This is a genomic window from Psychrobacter sanguinis (assembly GCF_020736705.1).
GTDB classification, from domain to species: Bacteria; Pseudomonadota; Gammaproteobacteria; order Pseudomonadales; family Moraxellaceae; genus Psychrobacter; species Psychrobacter sanguinis.
Genome location: NZ_CP085990.1, coordinates 17,658 through 33,430, shown reverse-complemented (window position 1 = coordinate 33,430; position 15,773 = coordinate 17,658). Strand labels below are relative to the sequence as shown.

Below are 15,773 nucleotides of genomic sequence, written 5' to 3'. Positions count from 1 at the left end.
AAAGTTAAGGGTAAATTTGAAAAATTAAGGGGTTAAAATGACTTTACGACATTCTTCTTCATGCTTTTCGAAAATTTCATAACCTTTGGCAGCGTCAGACAGATTCATACGGTGAGTAATAATAGCTTCAGGTGATAAATCACCATTTTCAATATATTCTAATAATTGTGGTAAATACTTGTGTACATGGGTTTGACCCATTTTGAAAGTAAGTCCTTTATCAAAAGCATCACCAAATAAGAAACCATGAATGGGTCCTGCATATACACCCGGAACACTAACGACCCCGCCACGACGTACAGCTGCAATACATTGACGTAAAGCTGCACCACTTGACCCTTCAATTTTTAAATTGGTCATTATTGTTTCTAGCATACTGCCTTTGGCTTCAAAGCCAATCGCATCAATAACGCCGTCAACGCCGCGATGTCCTTTGGTCTGTTCAATAATAAATTCAGCAGCATCTACCTTATCGAAATTAACCGGAATAGCACCATAGGTATCTTTGGCATATTGCAAACGGTAGTCATTATGATCTACCACGAAAATCTGCTCAGCGCCCAACATTTTGGCACAAGCTGCTGATAATAACCCCACAGGACCCGCACCATAAATAGCTACGGTTGAACCTTTAGTAATATTGGCATTAGTCACGGCCTGCCAAGCAGTCGGTAAAATATCTGATAAAAATAAAACCTTCTCATCTGACAGTGAGCCAGGTACTTTGAACGGATTAAAATTGCCTTTAGGAACTCGTACAAATTCTGCTTGCCCACCAGGAATACCACCATACAAGTGGCTAAAACCAAATAAAGCAGCCGGTGGCGGAATTATTTTTTTATTAATAGCAGCGCCTGGGCCTGTATTTGTTGTCTCACAAGCAGACATTAGGTCATGCTGACAGAAAAAGCAGTTACCGCATGCGATAACAAAAGGAATAACGACTCTGTCGCCTTTCTTAACAGCAGTGACTTCAGGGCCTACTTCTTCTACCACACCCATAAACTCATGACCGAAAATATCGCCTTCCTCGGTTGCTGGCATTTTTCCACGATACAAGTGTAAATCTGAGCCACAAATTGCAGTCGCAGTCACACGTAAAATAACATCATCTTTTTCTTGCAGTTTAGGCTCTGGAACATTGTCCACTCGCACATCTTTAGCACCGTGGTAGGTTAAAGCACGCATAATTTCTCCAATTAAGTAAAGATTGCAAAATCTAGATAAACAATAAGCTGTGATAATACAAGATGAAAATTATTAGAATCAGTGGTTTATGTTATCTAAGTTAAGTATTACTCAATTATATTAGCACCTTGAAAATCGAGATTTATAATTAACGTGTGTTAAAAAGGTTGCGTGTTGTAAGTAAAAAATGTAATCGTGTAAATACAGATGAAGGGATAATACTTTTGAAATTGTAGTTATAGAAAGTGAGTTAACTAGAGTGAGTAATACATAAAAAATACCCCATAAGTCGTGTCCAACTTATGAGGTTTAATTTGTGATTCAATTTCTAATAACTAGAAGATATTACAGTTTTAATCCATTGATAAAGTAGATTCGTATAATCTGTCTTCATTAACAATGTGCTTAGTAAACCAGTCGGCAGCATCTTTGAGTTCTTTTTCAGTAACTGTTTTTCCTTCTGCTTGAAGCTCACGACAATCTGCAACAAATTTCGCATGAGATGCTTTATGCTTCTCTAATCCATTAAAGCCTTTTCTTAACATTTGATGTTCTTCAGATTGAAAATGTATGGTTACATAATCAATCAAATCCGCTAAAAGCGATTTTGCTTTGTTTTGATCGCTTTTGCCAACAGCATCATTTGTTCTATTCACTAAATCAAAAATTGTTTTATGCTCATTATCTGCGAATAAAACACCAGTTCCAAAATCTTCTTTAGTCCATGTTAATAACGACATTCTGTACACCTTAATTTAATTTGAGTTTCCAAATAACGGTACGATAATCTGTACGTCATTTAGTTGAGAAATCTCTGAGTTAAAAGGACACAAAATTAGAGTCAAAACTCTTTTTCTGCAATGGATCTGCAATACCACAATCACAATATGGTTTTAAAAATATAACATATATTTTTAATGATTCTTTTTGATTCTATGACTGTCTCAGTATTCTTTATTGGTATATTTTTATTAAGTTAAGGAGTACTGTTTAAGTATTTTTAAATATAAAATGTAATTTAAATTTATTTTCTGAATGCTTTCTTTCTAATACTATATTTGGAAACTAATTCAAGTGGCAGGATCAAATTGGTCAAAATCGGTACATTATCGAAATTAGAACAGAGAAAATGCAAATGTTAGGAAATGACAGTTAAATATTAGAGCCACCTAAGACTAAACTAGTAGATTTTCCAGTCCCCATAGTAATAAACATGACATCTGCAGGTATGTATAAACCAGATATTAATGATGATATAGGGATATTGAGAGTATAAGTATAAAAAGATACAGTTAAGGATTAATAAGCAATAAATAGAGTAATCACTTAAATTCAAATGGTAAAATCAGCGACAGTTACTGTCGCATAAAGTTAAAAGATGGTTTTTTTAAAAGTTGATTTAGGATATATTGTTATTTAGATTTGATACACAGATGTATAAGATGGATTATATTTACTAATTATGAGATCTGCTTTTATTTCAAATCTTTGTTTTACTAATTTAAATATTACTGATTAGGTCTAGCGATAATCTAAGTTTCTAATTAAATTTCTAATAAAGGGATGTTATGAAAAAATACCTATTATCAGCGCTGTTTTTATTACCAGCTTTAAGTTTAGCAGCCAATATTCCTGCTGAGTTTGATACTCGTCCAGTTATACCCACAGTTAATCAATTGCGCAATATTAACTGGACCTGGAGTAATCTGGCTAAGTTACCAAATATTACTAAGCTAGAACGTGATGATCAAAATAAGGGTCGTTATAAAATGGTTCAAACTATAAGTGAGGAAAACCCAAATACTACCATCGCGTTTTATGGCTCTAAGCAGAGTCCTGAAGTCGCTTTAATAGAATCACGTACTTGGGGCGCAGCCAATACGGAGGATTCACTTTTTGTCAGACTAGATAAACTGAAAGGAAATGTTCCCTTAAAGAGTAATTGTAATTTCAAAGAGGTTTCAGTTAGCGAAACTGATAAAAATAGTGGTGGTTATAGTTATGAATCTGGAGCGACCCTAGACTTTCAGAAGGCTTATGTCTTACCGAAAAATATTAGTTCTTTAGCTGCTGCTAAAAACGATTTATATGTGGCGAGTTCACAAGTTGAAACTTATGTGATTACAAGCGTATATCAAACTCAGGCTTATACTTTATCTATTATTACTCCACAGAAATCCAAGTTAGGTCAGTTAATAAACCAGTATGGCTGGGAAGTTAATAATAAGGGTAAGAAAGTTAAATGTAGTGTCAGCTAGTTAGTAGAAACGATCTAAAATTGATTCAATTATTTTTAACTTTATAAACTCAACTGTCTTAAACTTCTTAATAAGGAAAAATTATGTCGTCAAGCAATAAACTGTTTATTAGCCCATCAGTAGTAATAGAGTCCATGCGTGATAATGGATACAAAAATACCGCGTATGCAGTTGCGGAGCTTATTGATAATAGTATCCAAGCGAACGCAACGGAAGTGTATTTCGTTGTTTATGAAAAGAAAATACAAAATTCTGATGGATATAAAGGAGGCAAGCAAATTGACAAGATTGCTATTATTGACAACGGTATGGGTATGCCTCCAGAAATTCTTCATGCAGCTTTAGAATTTGGAGCATCTGAAAACAGAAAAAATCTAAAAGGTATGGGTAAGTTTGGTATGGGATTACCAAATTCTAGTATATCGCAATGTCGTAGAACAGATGTTTATAGCTGGCAAGATAATCAAACACCGTACACTACTTACTTAGATATTGATAAGATTCAGCAAGAGAAAGAAGAGCATATTGTTTATCCAGTGCAACAAGAATTACCAGACTTTTTGTCCTTGCCATTTGAAGGTAATGTGCCACAGTCAGGTACTGCAGTAGTTTGGCAAGACCTAGATAAACTCCATTGGAAGACATCGTCTGCTATTTTACGCAATACGCAAGAGATTATTGGACGTATGTATCGTCGTATGATTAACAACCTCTACCATGTCAAGGTAGGCCCACGAATTTTTCATTAAATTATGTGATATGTATATTAACCTACATCCATTGATATGTAAAGGATACAGCGACTCAGAAAAAATCACTCAGTCTAAGTATATTAACGTCTATTAAAAAATTAGGGCACTGGTTGGGCACTGCTGAATGACAGTGTTTTTGACCGCTACCCTAACAAGTCCTATTTACTATTTTCAGTGCTGTTTTGCTACTAATCTTGTTAGAAGTACAGATTTTTTGCAAAAAATACGACGCAGGCATGCATGATTTTTGACAGTACTACTCCTCATATACTTACTCGATTCTGTAAGTCGATGGCACGGTAAAGCATAAATACCATCGGTCATAACAAAGTTAACAATAGGGTTTTTTCAAGACGTTCGGAGAACATCTAAGTAATTTAGCCTTGGTTAGTTTACAACGCGCCTCATAACATGATTAACTAACTATTCTTATTCAAAGAACTCATCAGAGCGGATACGACAGAGTTATTGTATCTTTAAGCAATAAAGCCACCTCATCATAATGCAAGGGCAGCTCATCAATAGGTTTTTCACAATCTTCCCTTGCGGTTAATCCTCATATTCACGGGAAACAGAACCCCAAGCAGATTATTAACAAAAGCATCGCCACCCCAGAGCTGCTTGCACACATCCTTATTAGCAAATATGCAGACCATCAGCCGCTATATCGGCAGAATATTATCTATCAGCGAAGTGGGGTAAATATCCCCGATGCTACTATGGCAGACTGGGTAGGACGCTGCGGCGTCGCCCTTGAGCCTTTAGTCAGTCGCTTGCATGAACTATTACTGTCTGAGCCTATCTTACATGCCGATGAAACCCCGGTATCTATCATGAAGAAACATGTAAAGGTAGGTGGTAAATCATTAAAAAAAGGCTATGTCTGGGCGTATCTTACGCCATAGCACAACTCATTAAAGGCGGTGGTCTATGACTTTGCCGAAAGCCGTCGTAATGAGCACCCTAAAGCCTTTTTAGATAAGTGGCGCGGTAAGCTGGTTTGCGATGATTACAGCGGCTATAAGTTCTTATTTCATCAAGGTGTGACTAAAATCGGTTGTCTGGCCCATGCACGGCGTAAATTTCATGAACTGCATATCACTGGGCAAAGTATCGTGAGTATTGAGGCATTAACGTTATTTAGGCAGTTGTATGCTGTTGAACGTGAGATTGATGAGCGATTTGAAAAAAATACACCCCCAATACCAAGAGATCCCCAAGTAGTTCGGCAAATCAGGCAAGAAAAAGCCAAACCAATTGCCGATAAGCTGCACCAATGGTTACAAGAAAAAAGACAGTTAACCACTAAAAATGCCAGTATTAGTAAGGCGATGGATTATTGCCTGAAACGTTGGCAGGCGCTGACTCAGTATCTAGATGATGGCAGGCTGCCGATTGATAATAATTGGGCGGAGAATCAGATGCGTCCATGGGCACTTGGGCGTAAAAACTGGTTGTTTGCCGGTTCGCTGCGAAGTGGGCAGCGGGCTGCGAATATTATGTCAATCATTCAATCAGCTCGCTTAAATGGTTTGGATGTGTCTGCTTATTTGACAGACGTGCTAAGACGCCTGCCTACTCAAGAGGATCTGGATGAGTTGTTACCTCATCGCTGGGTGCCACCGCGATAGGGGGTGGTCGGATGCTTACGACCTACGTTTTAAACTTGATATCACAGACGTAAAAAAGCCATATGACTGACCAATGGTAGTAGTCATATGGCTTTAAAAAACACTAGGGCGTGTCCTCAATTTAACTTACAGTGAATAATAGTACAAGCTAGGTAAAGCATAGATTTAAAATTGCATGCTAACTTTTCATAGCGTGTTGCTATACTGCGAAAATGCTTTAATCGAGCGAACATATTTTCAACTAGATGGCGTAATTTATAAAGGTAACTGTCAAACTCTGGGTTAGGTTGTTTGGTATTTTTTCTTCTAGGAATAACCGCTTTCATGCCATGTTCTATCGCTTTATCTCTGATTTTCTGCGAATCGTATCCTTTGTCAGCTATAAAGTATTCTGCCTATTCAATCACTTCTATTAGGTCGTTTGCAACTTGACTGTCGTGCACTTCACCCCCAGTGATTTTAAAATCGATCGGATTTCCATGCGCGTCCACACATAAGTGTATTTTTGTCGTGTTTCCGCCACGACTGAGTCCAATTGCTCGCTCTTCACCACGCCGAGCTCCACTTGCATGTTGATGACACCGTACATAACTTCCGTCAATGAATACCCATTCTTTATCAGTTTGTGTTCGTAGGTCAAAAAAAAATTCTGCCATAGCCCTTTTTTAGACCATCGATTAAAGCGGTTATAAGCGGTTTTCCATGAACCTAGTTCGGTAGGTATGTCTCGCCATGGAGCACCTGTTCTTAGTTTCCAAAGTATGGCTTCCATTACGGTGCGGTCATTCTTCCATTGATGGCAACCGTGAGCCTTCATTGTTGTTTGTAGTTGTTCCCATATGTTGTCAGTTATTACTGTTCTCGCCATCGTGTGAGTTTCCCTATATTTTGTTGATATATAGGATTAAAATAAGGCTTTATCTGTACTTTTCAAATTAGGGACACGCCCTAACTCATACGCTATTTAAATTTTATAATTCATTTAAATTGCGAACAATTTAACGCATTGATGACTTGATTTGTTCAGCCATTTTTAAGTGCATTGCCACAGCAGAGCGAGTCTCTACTAGCATGTTGCGTAATTCAGGATTTTTAGCATTAGGTAGAAGCTGAGTGTCGATGGTTTGTAGTACTTTACTGTGTACCATGATTTGACTCATCATATAATCTTTATCTACTGCAGAATTAGCTTGGCTAATTTTAGTCACAATCTGGTTACTATCAGCCTGTAAGGCATTGCTAGTGTGGCTGACCTGAGGAACTAATTGCAGACGGTTGCCCAATGCTTGTCCTTTTTGTTCATTAGCACCATGTTGTTTAATCATGCCTTGAGCAAAGCTACGTACCTGTGGATTTTGCAATTTAGGTAAAGCTGCATTTGCTTGCATAATCTCACCCATATTGGCAGTGCTTAAAACTTTAAGAATCTGACCATCGGTTAAACGCTCTACATTTTGCTGACCCTGCATCGTCTTGCCGTTATGAGCCGTATGATTCGGATTCATAGACATATTCTGACACGCAGTCAGACCGATTACACTACTTAGTACAACGCCGCCTAATACAGATTTTGATAATAATTTCATTATAATGTTTCCTTCTGTACACGACAAAAATGCTCAAAGTCTCAAAGGTCGTGGACTAGGAGACAAATAACTTATTAGAACCTCAAACACACATCGATTATCAGCAAAGAAATACTCACGCAAACCATCAATCAAAACATCCAAACCAATAGCAAACAAACTTTGCTGGGGTCGACCATGTTTCTTAAGCTTTCGTCTTTTAGGGTGCTGCTGTACAGTTTTAATTCTAATGCGATATGACCAACAAAATGCTAGCGCACAAACCGGCACTAACTTACTCACCCGATCCAACTGTGTAAGATGCGTATCTTCAAGATTAAACCCTCGTCCTTTAAAACAAGAAAACAAGGTTTCAATCTCCCAGCGTCTGCTATAAAGAGCCATAGCATCCGTATGATCTAAATTGTTGGTCGCTATGATGACATAATCGTTGTCAGCATCACGCTTTGCAAATAGACGAACTTTAACGCCATATACGGGAACAGCTCTGGCTAACATAAACGTTTCATGAGGGGATAGATGACGTAACAATGTCTTTATTTGTACCAATTTACCCTGATGATTGGCTACTAGGGTGTTGTGTTTGATGCGAATGCAAAACTTTATTTGCTCTTTATTTAGCCATTGAAACCACTCTTTGCCAACAAACTCTCTATCGGCTAATACATACTGTATTTTGTCTGCGCCAAAGGTGTTGATGAACTTTTGTATGAGCTCACATCTCTCATTACTATTGCTGTTACCTTTTTTATCAAGTAGTGTCCAGTATAAGGGAGTAGCAATTCCTTGATGAACAACGCTGAGCAAAAAGATGTTATAGTCATAGCCCTTAAAAACAGTCACACAGCCAAAGAAAATAGAAGAATAACGTATCGATACAATCTATTCCCCAATCTTGACGCTTTTTCTTAACCCAAGCCCAAGTTTGCTCAATAGGGTTTAAGTCAGGACTATAAGGCGGTAACCATAGAATAGTGTGTCCTGAATCTTCAATGGTTTTTTGAATATCAAGGCCCTTATGGAAAGTTGCATTATCCATAACGATCACACTATTAAGGGGAAGTTGTGGTAATAACAGTTGCTGAGCCCAGCTATGGAATACATCACTATTAACACTACAGTCGTAAAGACCTACTGCGAATAACTGATTATTGTAAATAGCACCTATAGCATTGGTTTGGTTTTTTAGTTGCCAGTTATGCTCGCCAAAGCACTTCTCACCTTTTTTGGCATAGCCGTAAGGTCTGTAATCATGTGCCTTGAAGCCACTTTCATCTAAGTAAACGACAGGACGGTTATCTTTTTCATACCAGGCTAACTGCTCAGCGAATAACTGACGTTTTTCTTCATCTGATTTAGGATGATGCAGTGTCTTTTTTTTGAGTAATACCAAGTCGCTTCAGTGCACGACTGATGCTTCTTTGGCTACAGTTAAGACGTCTTGCTCGTTCTATTTGATAAGCATCTGGATAAAGCTCAACATCTGCTTTAAGACTATCGCTATCCACCTTGTAAACAGTATAGACGTAAACTTTACGCTCAATGTTCTTTTTCCAACGCTGAATTGTCGTTGTACTGATTTGATATTCTTCGGCAAGCTCTCGATAACTGTAACCTTCGTCAAGCTTATCTAATATCATTTGTCTGTAGTCTTTTGAATATGCCATCTTATCAGTGTATCTTATTTATGGGGCTATGACTATAATGTTCTTTTTACCCCATTTCCAGTTGGTTCTGTCTATGCTGATGATGACTTCGTCTAAGTCAAAGAGTTGATAGATGAATTTGGCTAGCTGGTCCTGGTCTATGTCAACTTGTGCAAAGAAGCGTTGTAGCCGTCTGTAATTACTGTTTGTCCTACCTTTGACAAATCCTCTTGCTATTTGTTTGAGGTTGCTACTTTGTACTTGTATTATCGCTAGAGTAATTAAGGCTAAACACGTCAATCTTGTCTTGTTCATGGTTAGGTTTTGCGATAATATATTTATGAGCTGATTAAGGTTTGGCATAGTGTGGTTCGTAAGAAAAATTACTATTATGCCTTGTCCTTAGTCAGCTTTTTTGTTTTTTGTCGTGTACAGAGATTTTAAACATAATTAAAAAAAAATAAAGCATTATTATCGGTGCTTATCAATATTGAACCGCCCCGGGATTGTCGGAGACTCAATGCTCCAAGAGAATACGACAATGAAAACACGAAACTATGCCCCTGAAATGAAAGAGCGAGCCGTCCGTATGCTAATTGAAGCTAAAGACGATTACCCATCTACCTGGTCAGCCATCAAAGCCATAGCGCCAAAGATAGGTTGCACGCCTGAGACCCAACGATCATGGCATAAAAAGCACATTGATAAAACCATTCCTACGAATATTCAAGCTCAAAGCCAAGCCGAGCGTATCAAAGAGCTTGAACGTGAGAACAGAGAGTTAAAGCAAGCCAATGAGATTATAAAGAAAGCGGCAGGTCTTGAAGCCCAGGCAGAGTTCGACCGCAAACCCAAGTAATGGTTGATTTTATTGACGATCACAAACAACAATATGGAGTCGAGCCAATCTGTAGAGTATTACTGATTGCTCCATCCACATACTATCGTGCTAAAGAGCTAGGAGAGACGCCTGAAAAACGTTCACAGCGTAGCCAGCATGACGAACTTCTATCTTAATGAGATTAAATGTATCTGGCAGGACAGCAAATGCCGATACGGTGCTCGTAAAGTCTGGAAACAGTTGAAATCTAAAGGTGTACATCCTGCACGTTGCACTGTAGAGCGGTTAATGCGTCAGCATGGTATGCAGGGTATTTGGCGAGGTAAAGGTAAGATAACCACTAAGTCTCGTGATGATCAAAAGCGTGCTGATGATTTAGTTAATCGTAACTTTAATGCCCATCGCCCTAACCAGCTATGGGTTGCTGACTTTACTTACGTTAAAACATTGAGTGGTTGGGTCTATACTGCCTTTATCATTGATGTGTTTGCTCGCGCTATCGTTGGTTGGAAAGTATCAGATCGAATGAACACGGATATGGTGATGGCAGCGTTAAATCAAGCCATTGCAGACAGAAACCATCCTAAAGATGTCATTCATCATAGTGATCGCGGCGTTCAGTACTTATCCATTCGCTATACGGATAAGATGGCTGATTCTGGCGTTATTGCATCTGTTGGTACAACCGGTGATTCATACGATAATGCGTTAGCTGAAACGGTTAACGGGCTTTATAAAACAGAGGTGATTGAATATTTAAAACCGCAGTGGCGGGATGCGTATGATGTTGAATTAGCAACCCTTGAATGGGTCGATTGGTTTAACAAAACTCGCATTCATAGTACGATTGGTTATGTGTCGCCTTTTGAGTTTGAGAGACGATACTATGATAGCCTTAATGAGTCAGACAAAGCTGCCTGACTCAAGCAATCCACTCTCCGATATAGTCGGGGCGGTTCAGTCTAGGCAGTGTCGTTATCTCGTTGTCTTTACTATTTACTTGCGTTTGTGCTAATACCAATTTAGTTTCACTGGCAAAGGCAGTGAATAAATGAATAGAGTCTGTATCTTTAAAGCCACCTTGGAGAAATTTACCATCAATGGCTATGTGTGTATGGTCTTTAACACTTTCGGTCATCCAATGAGCAAAGCATAGGGCAAAGTGATCTTTGTCTATCATTTTCATGACATTTCCAAAGGTGTCATGCGAGGGTATACCATAAGGCATATTCAGAACCTTCTCAAACCATGACCTGTTCTCTTTGGCAAAGTCTTCGACACTCACCCAGTCGTTATAGCCGCAGATAAAAGCGGTTAGCGCAATAAATATGACATTCTCTAGTGGATGATAGAGGTTTTTGTTTTGGCGTCTTGGGTCATTGAGTTTGGCAAAAAACTCTCTTGGACCATTGAGCATAATAGCTCCCTCTTATGGATCGGTTGCTATATTTTACTCCTTCTTTGACTTTTTGTAGTGCGATTGCCCTGGAACGACCCTATTGTATTCACTTTAAATTTCGAATGAGGATTATAATAGTAATGAGAAATATTCGCAATTAAATATTAAGCTCAAAAAAAGGCTCCAATCATAAAGATTAGGGCCTTTTTTTGTGCTAACTCTAACCTGAGTTCGGGATAAGCAGGTCAAAAAAGGCAAAAAAAAGAAGTCCAAAATTGTTAAAGTCAATGTACTAATAAAAACTCAACAAAAAGGACTTCTTACATGGACAACCTAACCGAATTATACTGCCACATTGACGACTTTTACCAAGCATTCAAACCAGAATTTGAACGTCAGCTGATCGAAAATGGGACAAAGCGATTAAGAGCATGCAAGATAAGTGTACCAGAGATAATGACTATATTGGTACTGTTTCATCAATTACGTTATCGTCAATTTAAAGGGTTTTACTATCATCATATGCTAGGCATGATGAAAAAAGATTTTCCGGACCTACCAAGCTACTCACGTTTTATTGAATTAGTACCCCGTGCTCTTGTGCCTTTGTGTGCTTATCTTAAAAGCTTGATGGGAAGTTGCACAGGTATTAGCTTTGTGGATGCCACCAAACTATCTGTATGCCATAACCGGCGGATTAAGCGTCATAAGGTCTTTGAGGGGATTGCTCAAAGAGGTAAGACAAGTATGGGTTGGTTTTACGGATTTAAACTGCACGCCATTATCAATCATCACGGTGAGTTATTATCGATTAGAGTCACTCCGGGAAATATAGATGATAGAGAGCCGCTAAGACAGGGCCTAGCAAATGATATATTCGGTAAACTGTTTGGTGATCGAGGGTATGTCAGTCAAGATTTAAAAGATAAACTGTTTAATGACTTCAATATCGATTTTATAACCAAGCTTCGAAGGAATATGAAACAGCAGATTCTTAAACCTATTGATGAGGCGTTACTTAACGGACGCTCGTTAATTGAAACTGTTTTTGATGAGCTTAAAAACTTTTGTCAGATTGAACACTCAAGGCATCGAAGCTTCACAGGTTTCGCTGCTAATCTTTTAGCAGGACTCATTGCTTACTGTTGGTTTCCCTTTAAGCCGACACTCAAAAACGTGTCGGCTTATGGACAAGCTGCAAAAAAATAAGCTGTTTCAATGATTTAGGCAAGCTCTTATCCCGAACTCAGGTTAACTCTAGGGAATCGTGACAGGCAGTTTATTCATTCTGACCAAGGTTCCAAAACGTTTTACCACTTCAATATGTTGAATCCGTTGATTGTCTGGATACTTCTCCGCATAGGACACTACTCTATTTTGTCTCAGCTCATTCGGAACGATAAAAATATGCTCGAGCTCATTCAGAACTGCCTTTTGGGTTTTATTGGCAATAGCATATTTAGGGATTGTTTTATCGTTGACAAAAGTATAAGTTGCCTTGAAACCAGGAACTTGTATCGTTTTAGGGATACTCTGCTCCGGTTTAATGTCGATATATATAAATATTAAATTCTCCATATTCCAACATAATTTTATCTCTCATCTGCGTTTACACGATTACATTTTTTACTTACAATACGCAACCTTTTTAACACACGTTAATTATAAATCTCGATTTTCAAGGTGCTAATATAATTGAGTAATACTTAACATTAGATAACATAAACCACTGATTCTAATAATTTTCATCTTGTATTATCACAGATTATTATTTATCTAGATTTTGCAATCTTTACTTAATTGGAGAAATTATGCGTGCTTTAACTTACCACGGTGCTAAAGATGTACGAGTGGACAATGTCCCAGAGCCTGAACTGCAAGAAAAAGATGATGTTATTTTACGTGTGACTGCGACTGCAATTTGTGGCTCAGATTTACACTTGTATCGTGGCAAAATGCCTGCAACCGAGGAAGGCGATATCTTCGGTCATGAGTTTATGGGTGTGGTTGAAGAAGTAGGCTCTGAAGTCACAGCTGTTAAGAAAGGCGATAGAGTCGTTATTCCTTTTGTTATTGCATGTGGTAACTGCTTTTTCTGTCAACATGACCTAATGTCCGCTTGTGAGACTACAAATACAGGCCCAGGCGCTGCTATTAATAAAAAAATAATTCCGCCACCGGCTGCTTTATTTGGTTTTAGCCATTTGTATGGTGGTATTCCTGGTGGGCAAGCAGAATTTGTACGGGTTCCTAAAGGTAATTTTGGTCCGTTCAAGGTACCTGGCTCACTGTCAGATGAGAAGGTTTTATTTTTATCCGATATTTTACCGACTGCTTGGCAGGCCGTGACTAATGCCAATATTACTAAAGGTTCAACCGTAGCTATTTATGGTGCGGGTCCTGTGGGGTTATTATCAGCAGCTTGTGCCAAAATGTTAGGTGCTGAGCAGATTTTCGTGGTAGATCATAATGACTACCGTTTGCAGTATGCCAAAGATACCTACGGTGCTATTCCGGTTAATTTCGATAAGGTGGATGCTGCTGAATTTATTATTGAACAGACCAAAGGACATCGTGGCGTTGACGGCGTTATTGATGCGATTGGCTTTGAAGCCAAAGGCAGTATACTAGAAACAATAATGACCAATTTGAAAATTGAAGGGTCAAGTGGTGCAGCACTACGTCAATGTATTGCAGCTGTGCGTCGTGGTGGGATCGTTAGTGTTCCGGGTGTGTATGCAGGACCTATTCATGGTTTCTTATTTGGTGACGCTTTTGATAAGGGGCTTACTTTCAAAATGGGCCAAACCCATGTACACAAGTATTTACCACAATTATTAGAGTATATTGAAAATGGTGATTTATCACCTGAAGCTATTATTACTCACCGTATGAATTTGTCTGACGCTGCTAAAGGTTATGAAATTTTTGAAAAGCGTGAAGAAGAATGTCGTAAAGTCATTTTAACCCCTTAATTTTTCAAATTTACCCTTAACATTTAAGAGTTAAGTCATAGCTGCTTTAAAGGGATTATCTTTAATAACAATTATCACTAAAACAGCTAGCAAAAAAATCTTTAACTTATTTTTATTTAAGCAAATAAGTTATTTAGATAAGCAAGCTCTAGATTAATAAGCGATAAATAAAAAATCATCGCAACAAGGTAATTTATTTATTCTTCAAACCTTTTTTACTTTTAAATTTTAACTATGGAAACATTCTCTGTAAACGACAAAAACAAAAAAGCTGACTAAGGACAAGGCATAATAGTAATTTTTCTTACGAACCACACTATGCCAAACCTTAATCAGCTCATAAATATATTATCGCAAAACCTAACTATGAACAAGGCAAGATTGACGTGTTTAGGCTTAATTACTCTAGCGATAATACAAGTACAAAGTAGCAACCTCAAACAAATAGCAAGAGGATTTGTCAAAGGTAGGACAAACAGTAATTACAGACGGCTACAACGCTTCTTTGCACAAGTTGACATAGACCAAGACCAGCTAGCCAAATTCATCTATCAACTCTTTGACTTAGACGAAGTCATCATCAGTATAGACAGGACCAACTGGAAATGGGGTAAAAAGAACATTAACATCTTTTTGCTCAGCGTTGTTCATCAAGGAATCGCTATTCCCTTATACTGGACACTACTGGATAAAAAAGGTAACAGCAATAGTAATGAGAGATGTGAGCTCATACAAAAGTTCATCAACACCTTTGGCGCAGACAAAATACAGTATGTATTAGCCGATAGAGAGTTTGTTGGCAAAGAGTGGTTTCAATGGCTAAATAAAGAGCAAATAAAGTTTTGCATTCGCATCAAACACAACACCCTAGTAGCCAATCATCAGGGTAAATTGGTACAAATAAAGACATTGTTACGTCATCTATCCCCTCATGAAACGTTTATGTTAGCCAGAGCTGTTCCCGTATATGGCGTTAAAGTTCGTCTATTTGCAAAGCGTGATGCTGACAACGATTATGTCATCATAGCGAGCAACAATTTAGATCATACGGATGCTATGGCTCTTTATAGCAGACGCTGGGAGATTGAAACCTTGTTTTCTTGTTTTAAAGGACGAGGGTTTAATCTTGAAGATACGCATCTTACACAGTTGGATCGGGTAAGTAAGTTAGTGGCGGTTTGTGCGCTAGCATTTTGTTGGTCATATCGCATTGGGATTAAAACTGTACAGCATCACCCTAAAAGACGAAAGCTTAAGAAACATGGTCGACCCCAGCAAAGTCTGTTTGCTATTGGTTTGGATGTTTTGATTGATGGTTTGCGTGAGTATTTCTTTGCTGGCAATCGACGTGTGTTTGAGGTTCTAATAAGTTATTTGTCTCCTAGTCCACGACCTTTGAGACTTTGAGCATTTTTGTCGTGTACAGAGGTTTAAAATATAAAAATATAAAATGTCGTTAATTGTAAGTCGTATTTTGCTAGGTAATATTTACTTCTT

General features: G+C 38.1%; 14 protein-coding genes, 3 pseudogenes and 1 other annotated feature. Of the genes and pseudogenes, 7 read left to right on the top strand and 10 right to left on the bottom strand.

Annotated elements, in window-relative coordinates; genetic code table 11:
* Positions 1-24: 24 nt before the first annotated feature.
* Complete coding sequence (locus LK453_RS00215) at positions 25-1,188, bottom strand: zinc-dependent alcohol dehydrogenase (RefSeq protein WP_201536812.1); 1,164 nt, start codon at positions 1,186-1,188, stop codon at positions 25-27.
* 353 nt (positions 1,189-1,541) lie between these two features.
* Positions 1,542-1,928, bottom strand: coding sequence for a bacteriohemerythrin (locus tag LK453_RS00210; RefSeq protein WP_201536809.1), 387 nt, complete (start codon positions 1,926-1,928; stop codon positions 1,542-1,544).
* An 828-nt stretch (positions 1,929-2,756) separates the two neighbouring features.
* Between LK453_RS00210 and LK453_RS00205 the strand changes: the two genes are divergently transcribed.
* From LK453_RS00205 to tnpC, 3 genes and pseudogenes are all read left to right on the top strand, one after another.
* Positions 2,757-3,446: a hypothetical protein gene (locus LK453_RS00205; protein ID WP_201536806.1), complete on the top strand. Its 690-nt coding sequence runs from the start codon at positions 2,757-2,759 to the stop codon at positions 3,444-3,446.
* Between the two features lie 83 nt (positions 3,447-3,529).
* Positions 3,530-4,195, top strand: coding sequence for an ATP-binding protein (locus LK453_RS00200; protein WP_201542309.1), 666 nt, complete (start codon positions 3,530-3,532; stop codon positions 4,193-4,195).
* Positions 4,196-4,770: 575 nt separating this feature from the next.
* A pseudogene (tnpC, locus tag LK453_RS00195) lies at positions 4,771-5,829 on the top strand (IS66 family transposase); the annotation flags it as partial.
* 116 nt (positions 5,830-5,945) lie between these two features.
* Here tnpC and LK453_RS00190 read toward each other — a convergent pair.
* The 6 genes and pseudogenes from LK453_RS00190 to LK453_RS00165 form a co-directional block, all read right to left on the bottom strand.
* A pseudogene (locus LK453_RS00190) lies at positions 5,946-6,697 on the bottom strand (IS5 family transposase).
* 130 nt (positions 6,698-6,827) lie between these two features.
* On the bottom strand, positions 6,828-7,415 hold the full coding sequence (locus LK453_RS00185; protein ID WP_379652694.1) for a DUF4142 domain-containing protein: 588 nt from the start codon (positions 7,413-7,415) through the stop codon (positions 6,828-6,830).
* A gap of 33 nt (positions 7,416-7,448) precedes the next feature.
* The gene (locus tag LK453_RS00180) at positions 7,449-8,258 is read right to left on the bottom strand and encodes an IS4 family transposase (protein ID WP_227954041.1); all 810 of its coding nucleotides are present in this window, start codon (positions 8,256-8,258) and stop codon (positions 7,449-7,451) included.
* A complete protein-coding gene (locus tag LK453_RS00175) occupies positions 8,245-8,808 on the bottom strand; it encodes an IS630 family transposase (RefSeq protein ID WP_007396008.1) in 564 nt (187 codons plus the stop codon). The genes LK453_RS00180 and LK453_RS00175 overlap by 14 nt, the downstream gene beginning before the upstream one ends.
* A complete protein-coding gene (locus LK453_RS00170) occupies positions 8,771-9,082 on the bottom strand; it encodes an IS630 transposase-related protein (protein WP_227954040.1) in 312 nt (103 codons plus the stop codon). Before LK453_RS00170 ends, LK453_RS00175 begins: the two co-directional genes overlap by 38 nt.
* A gap of 18 nt (positions 9,083-9,100) precedes the next feature.
* A complete protein-coding gene (locus LK453_RS00165) occupies positions 9,101-9,424 on the bottom strand; it encodes a hypothetical protein (RefSeq protein ID WP_227954039.1) in 324 nt (107 codons plus the stop codon).
* 178 nt (positions 9,425-9,602) lie between these two features.
* Between LK453_RS00165 and LK453_RS00160 the strand changes: the two are divergent.
* Positions 9,603-10,823, top strand: a pseudogene (locus LK453_RS00160) (IS3 family transposase).
* Positions 9,878-9,994 (top strand) — a sequence feature (AL1L pseudoknot). Its footprint overlaps the pseudogene before it by 117 nt.
* Position 10,824: 1 nt before the next feature.
* Here LK453_RS00160 and LK453_RS00155 read toward each other — a convergent pair.
* Positions 10,825-11,319, bottom strand: coding sequence for an ISAs1 family transposase (locus LK453_RS00155; RefSeq protein ID WP_201542301.1), 495 nt, complete (start codon positions 11,317-11,319; stop codon positions 10,825-10,827).
* Positions 11,320-11,625: 306 nt separating this feature from the next.
* On the opposite strand from LK453_RS00155, the gene LK453_RS00150 reads away from it, so the two are divergent.
* Entirely contained in the window at positions 11,626-12,510 is an 885-nt protein-coding gene (locus LK453_RS00150; protein WP_201542303.1) for an IS982-like element IS1592 family transposase, read from the top strand.
* Between the two features lie 48 nt (positions 12,511-12,558).
* Here the strand turns inward: LK453_RS00150 and LK453_RS00145 are convergent, their stop codons facing one another.
* On the bottom strand, positions 12,559-12,879 hold the full coding sequence (locus LK453_RS00145; protein ID WP_201542305.1) for a hypothetical protein: 321 nt from the start codon (positions 12,877-12,879) through the stop codon (positions 12,559-12,561).
* 233 nt (positions 12,880-13,112) lie between these two features.
* Between LK453_RS00145 and LK453_RS00140 the strand changes: the two genes are divergently transcribed.
* Both LK453_RS00140 and LK453_RS00135 read left to right on the top strand, forming a co-directional pair.
* Positions 13,113-14,276 (top strand): zinc-dependent alcohol dehydrogenase, encoded by a 1,164-nt coding sequence (locus LK453_RS00140; protein ID WP_227954013.1) that lies wholly within the window; start codon positions 13,113-13,115, stop codon positions 14,274-14,276.
* Positions 14,277-14,594: 318 nt separating this feature from the next.
* On the top strand, positions 14,595-15,683 hold the full coding sequence (locus tag LK453_RS00135; RefSeq protein WP_227954038.1) for an IS4 family transposase: 1,089 nt from the start codon (positions 14,595-14,597) through the stop codon (positions 15,681-15,683).
* Positions 15,684-15,773: the final 90 nt, after the last annotated feature.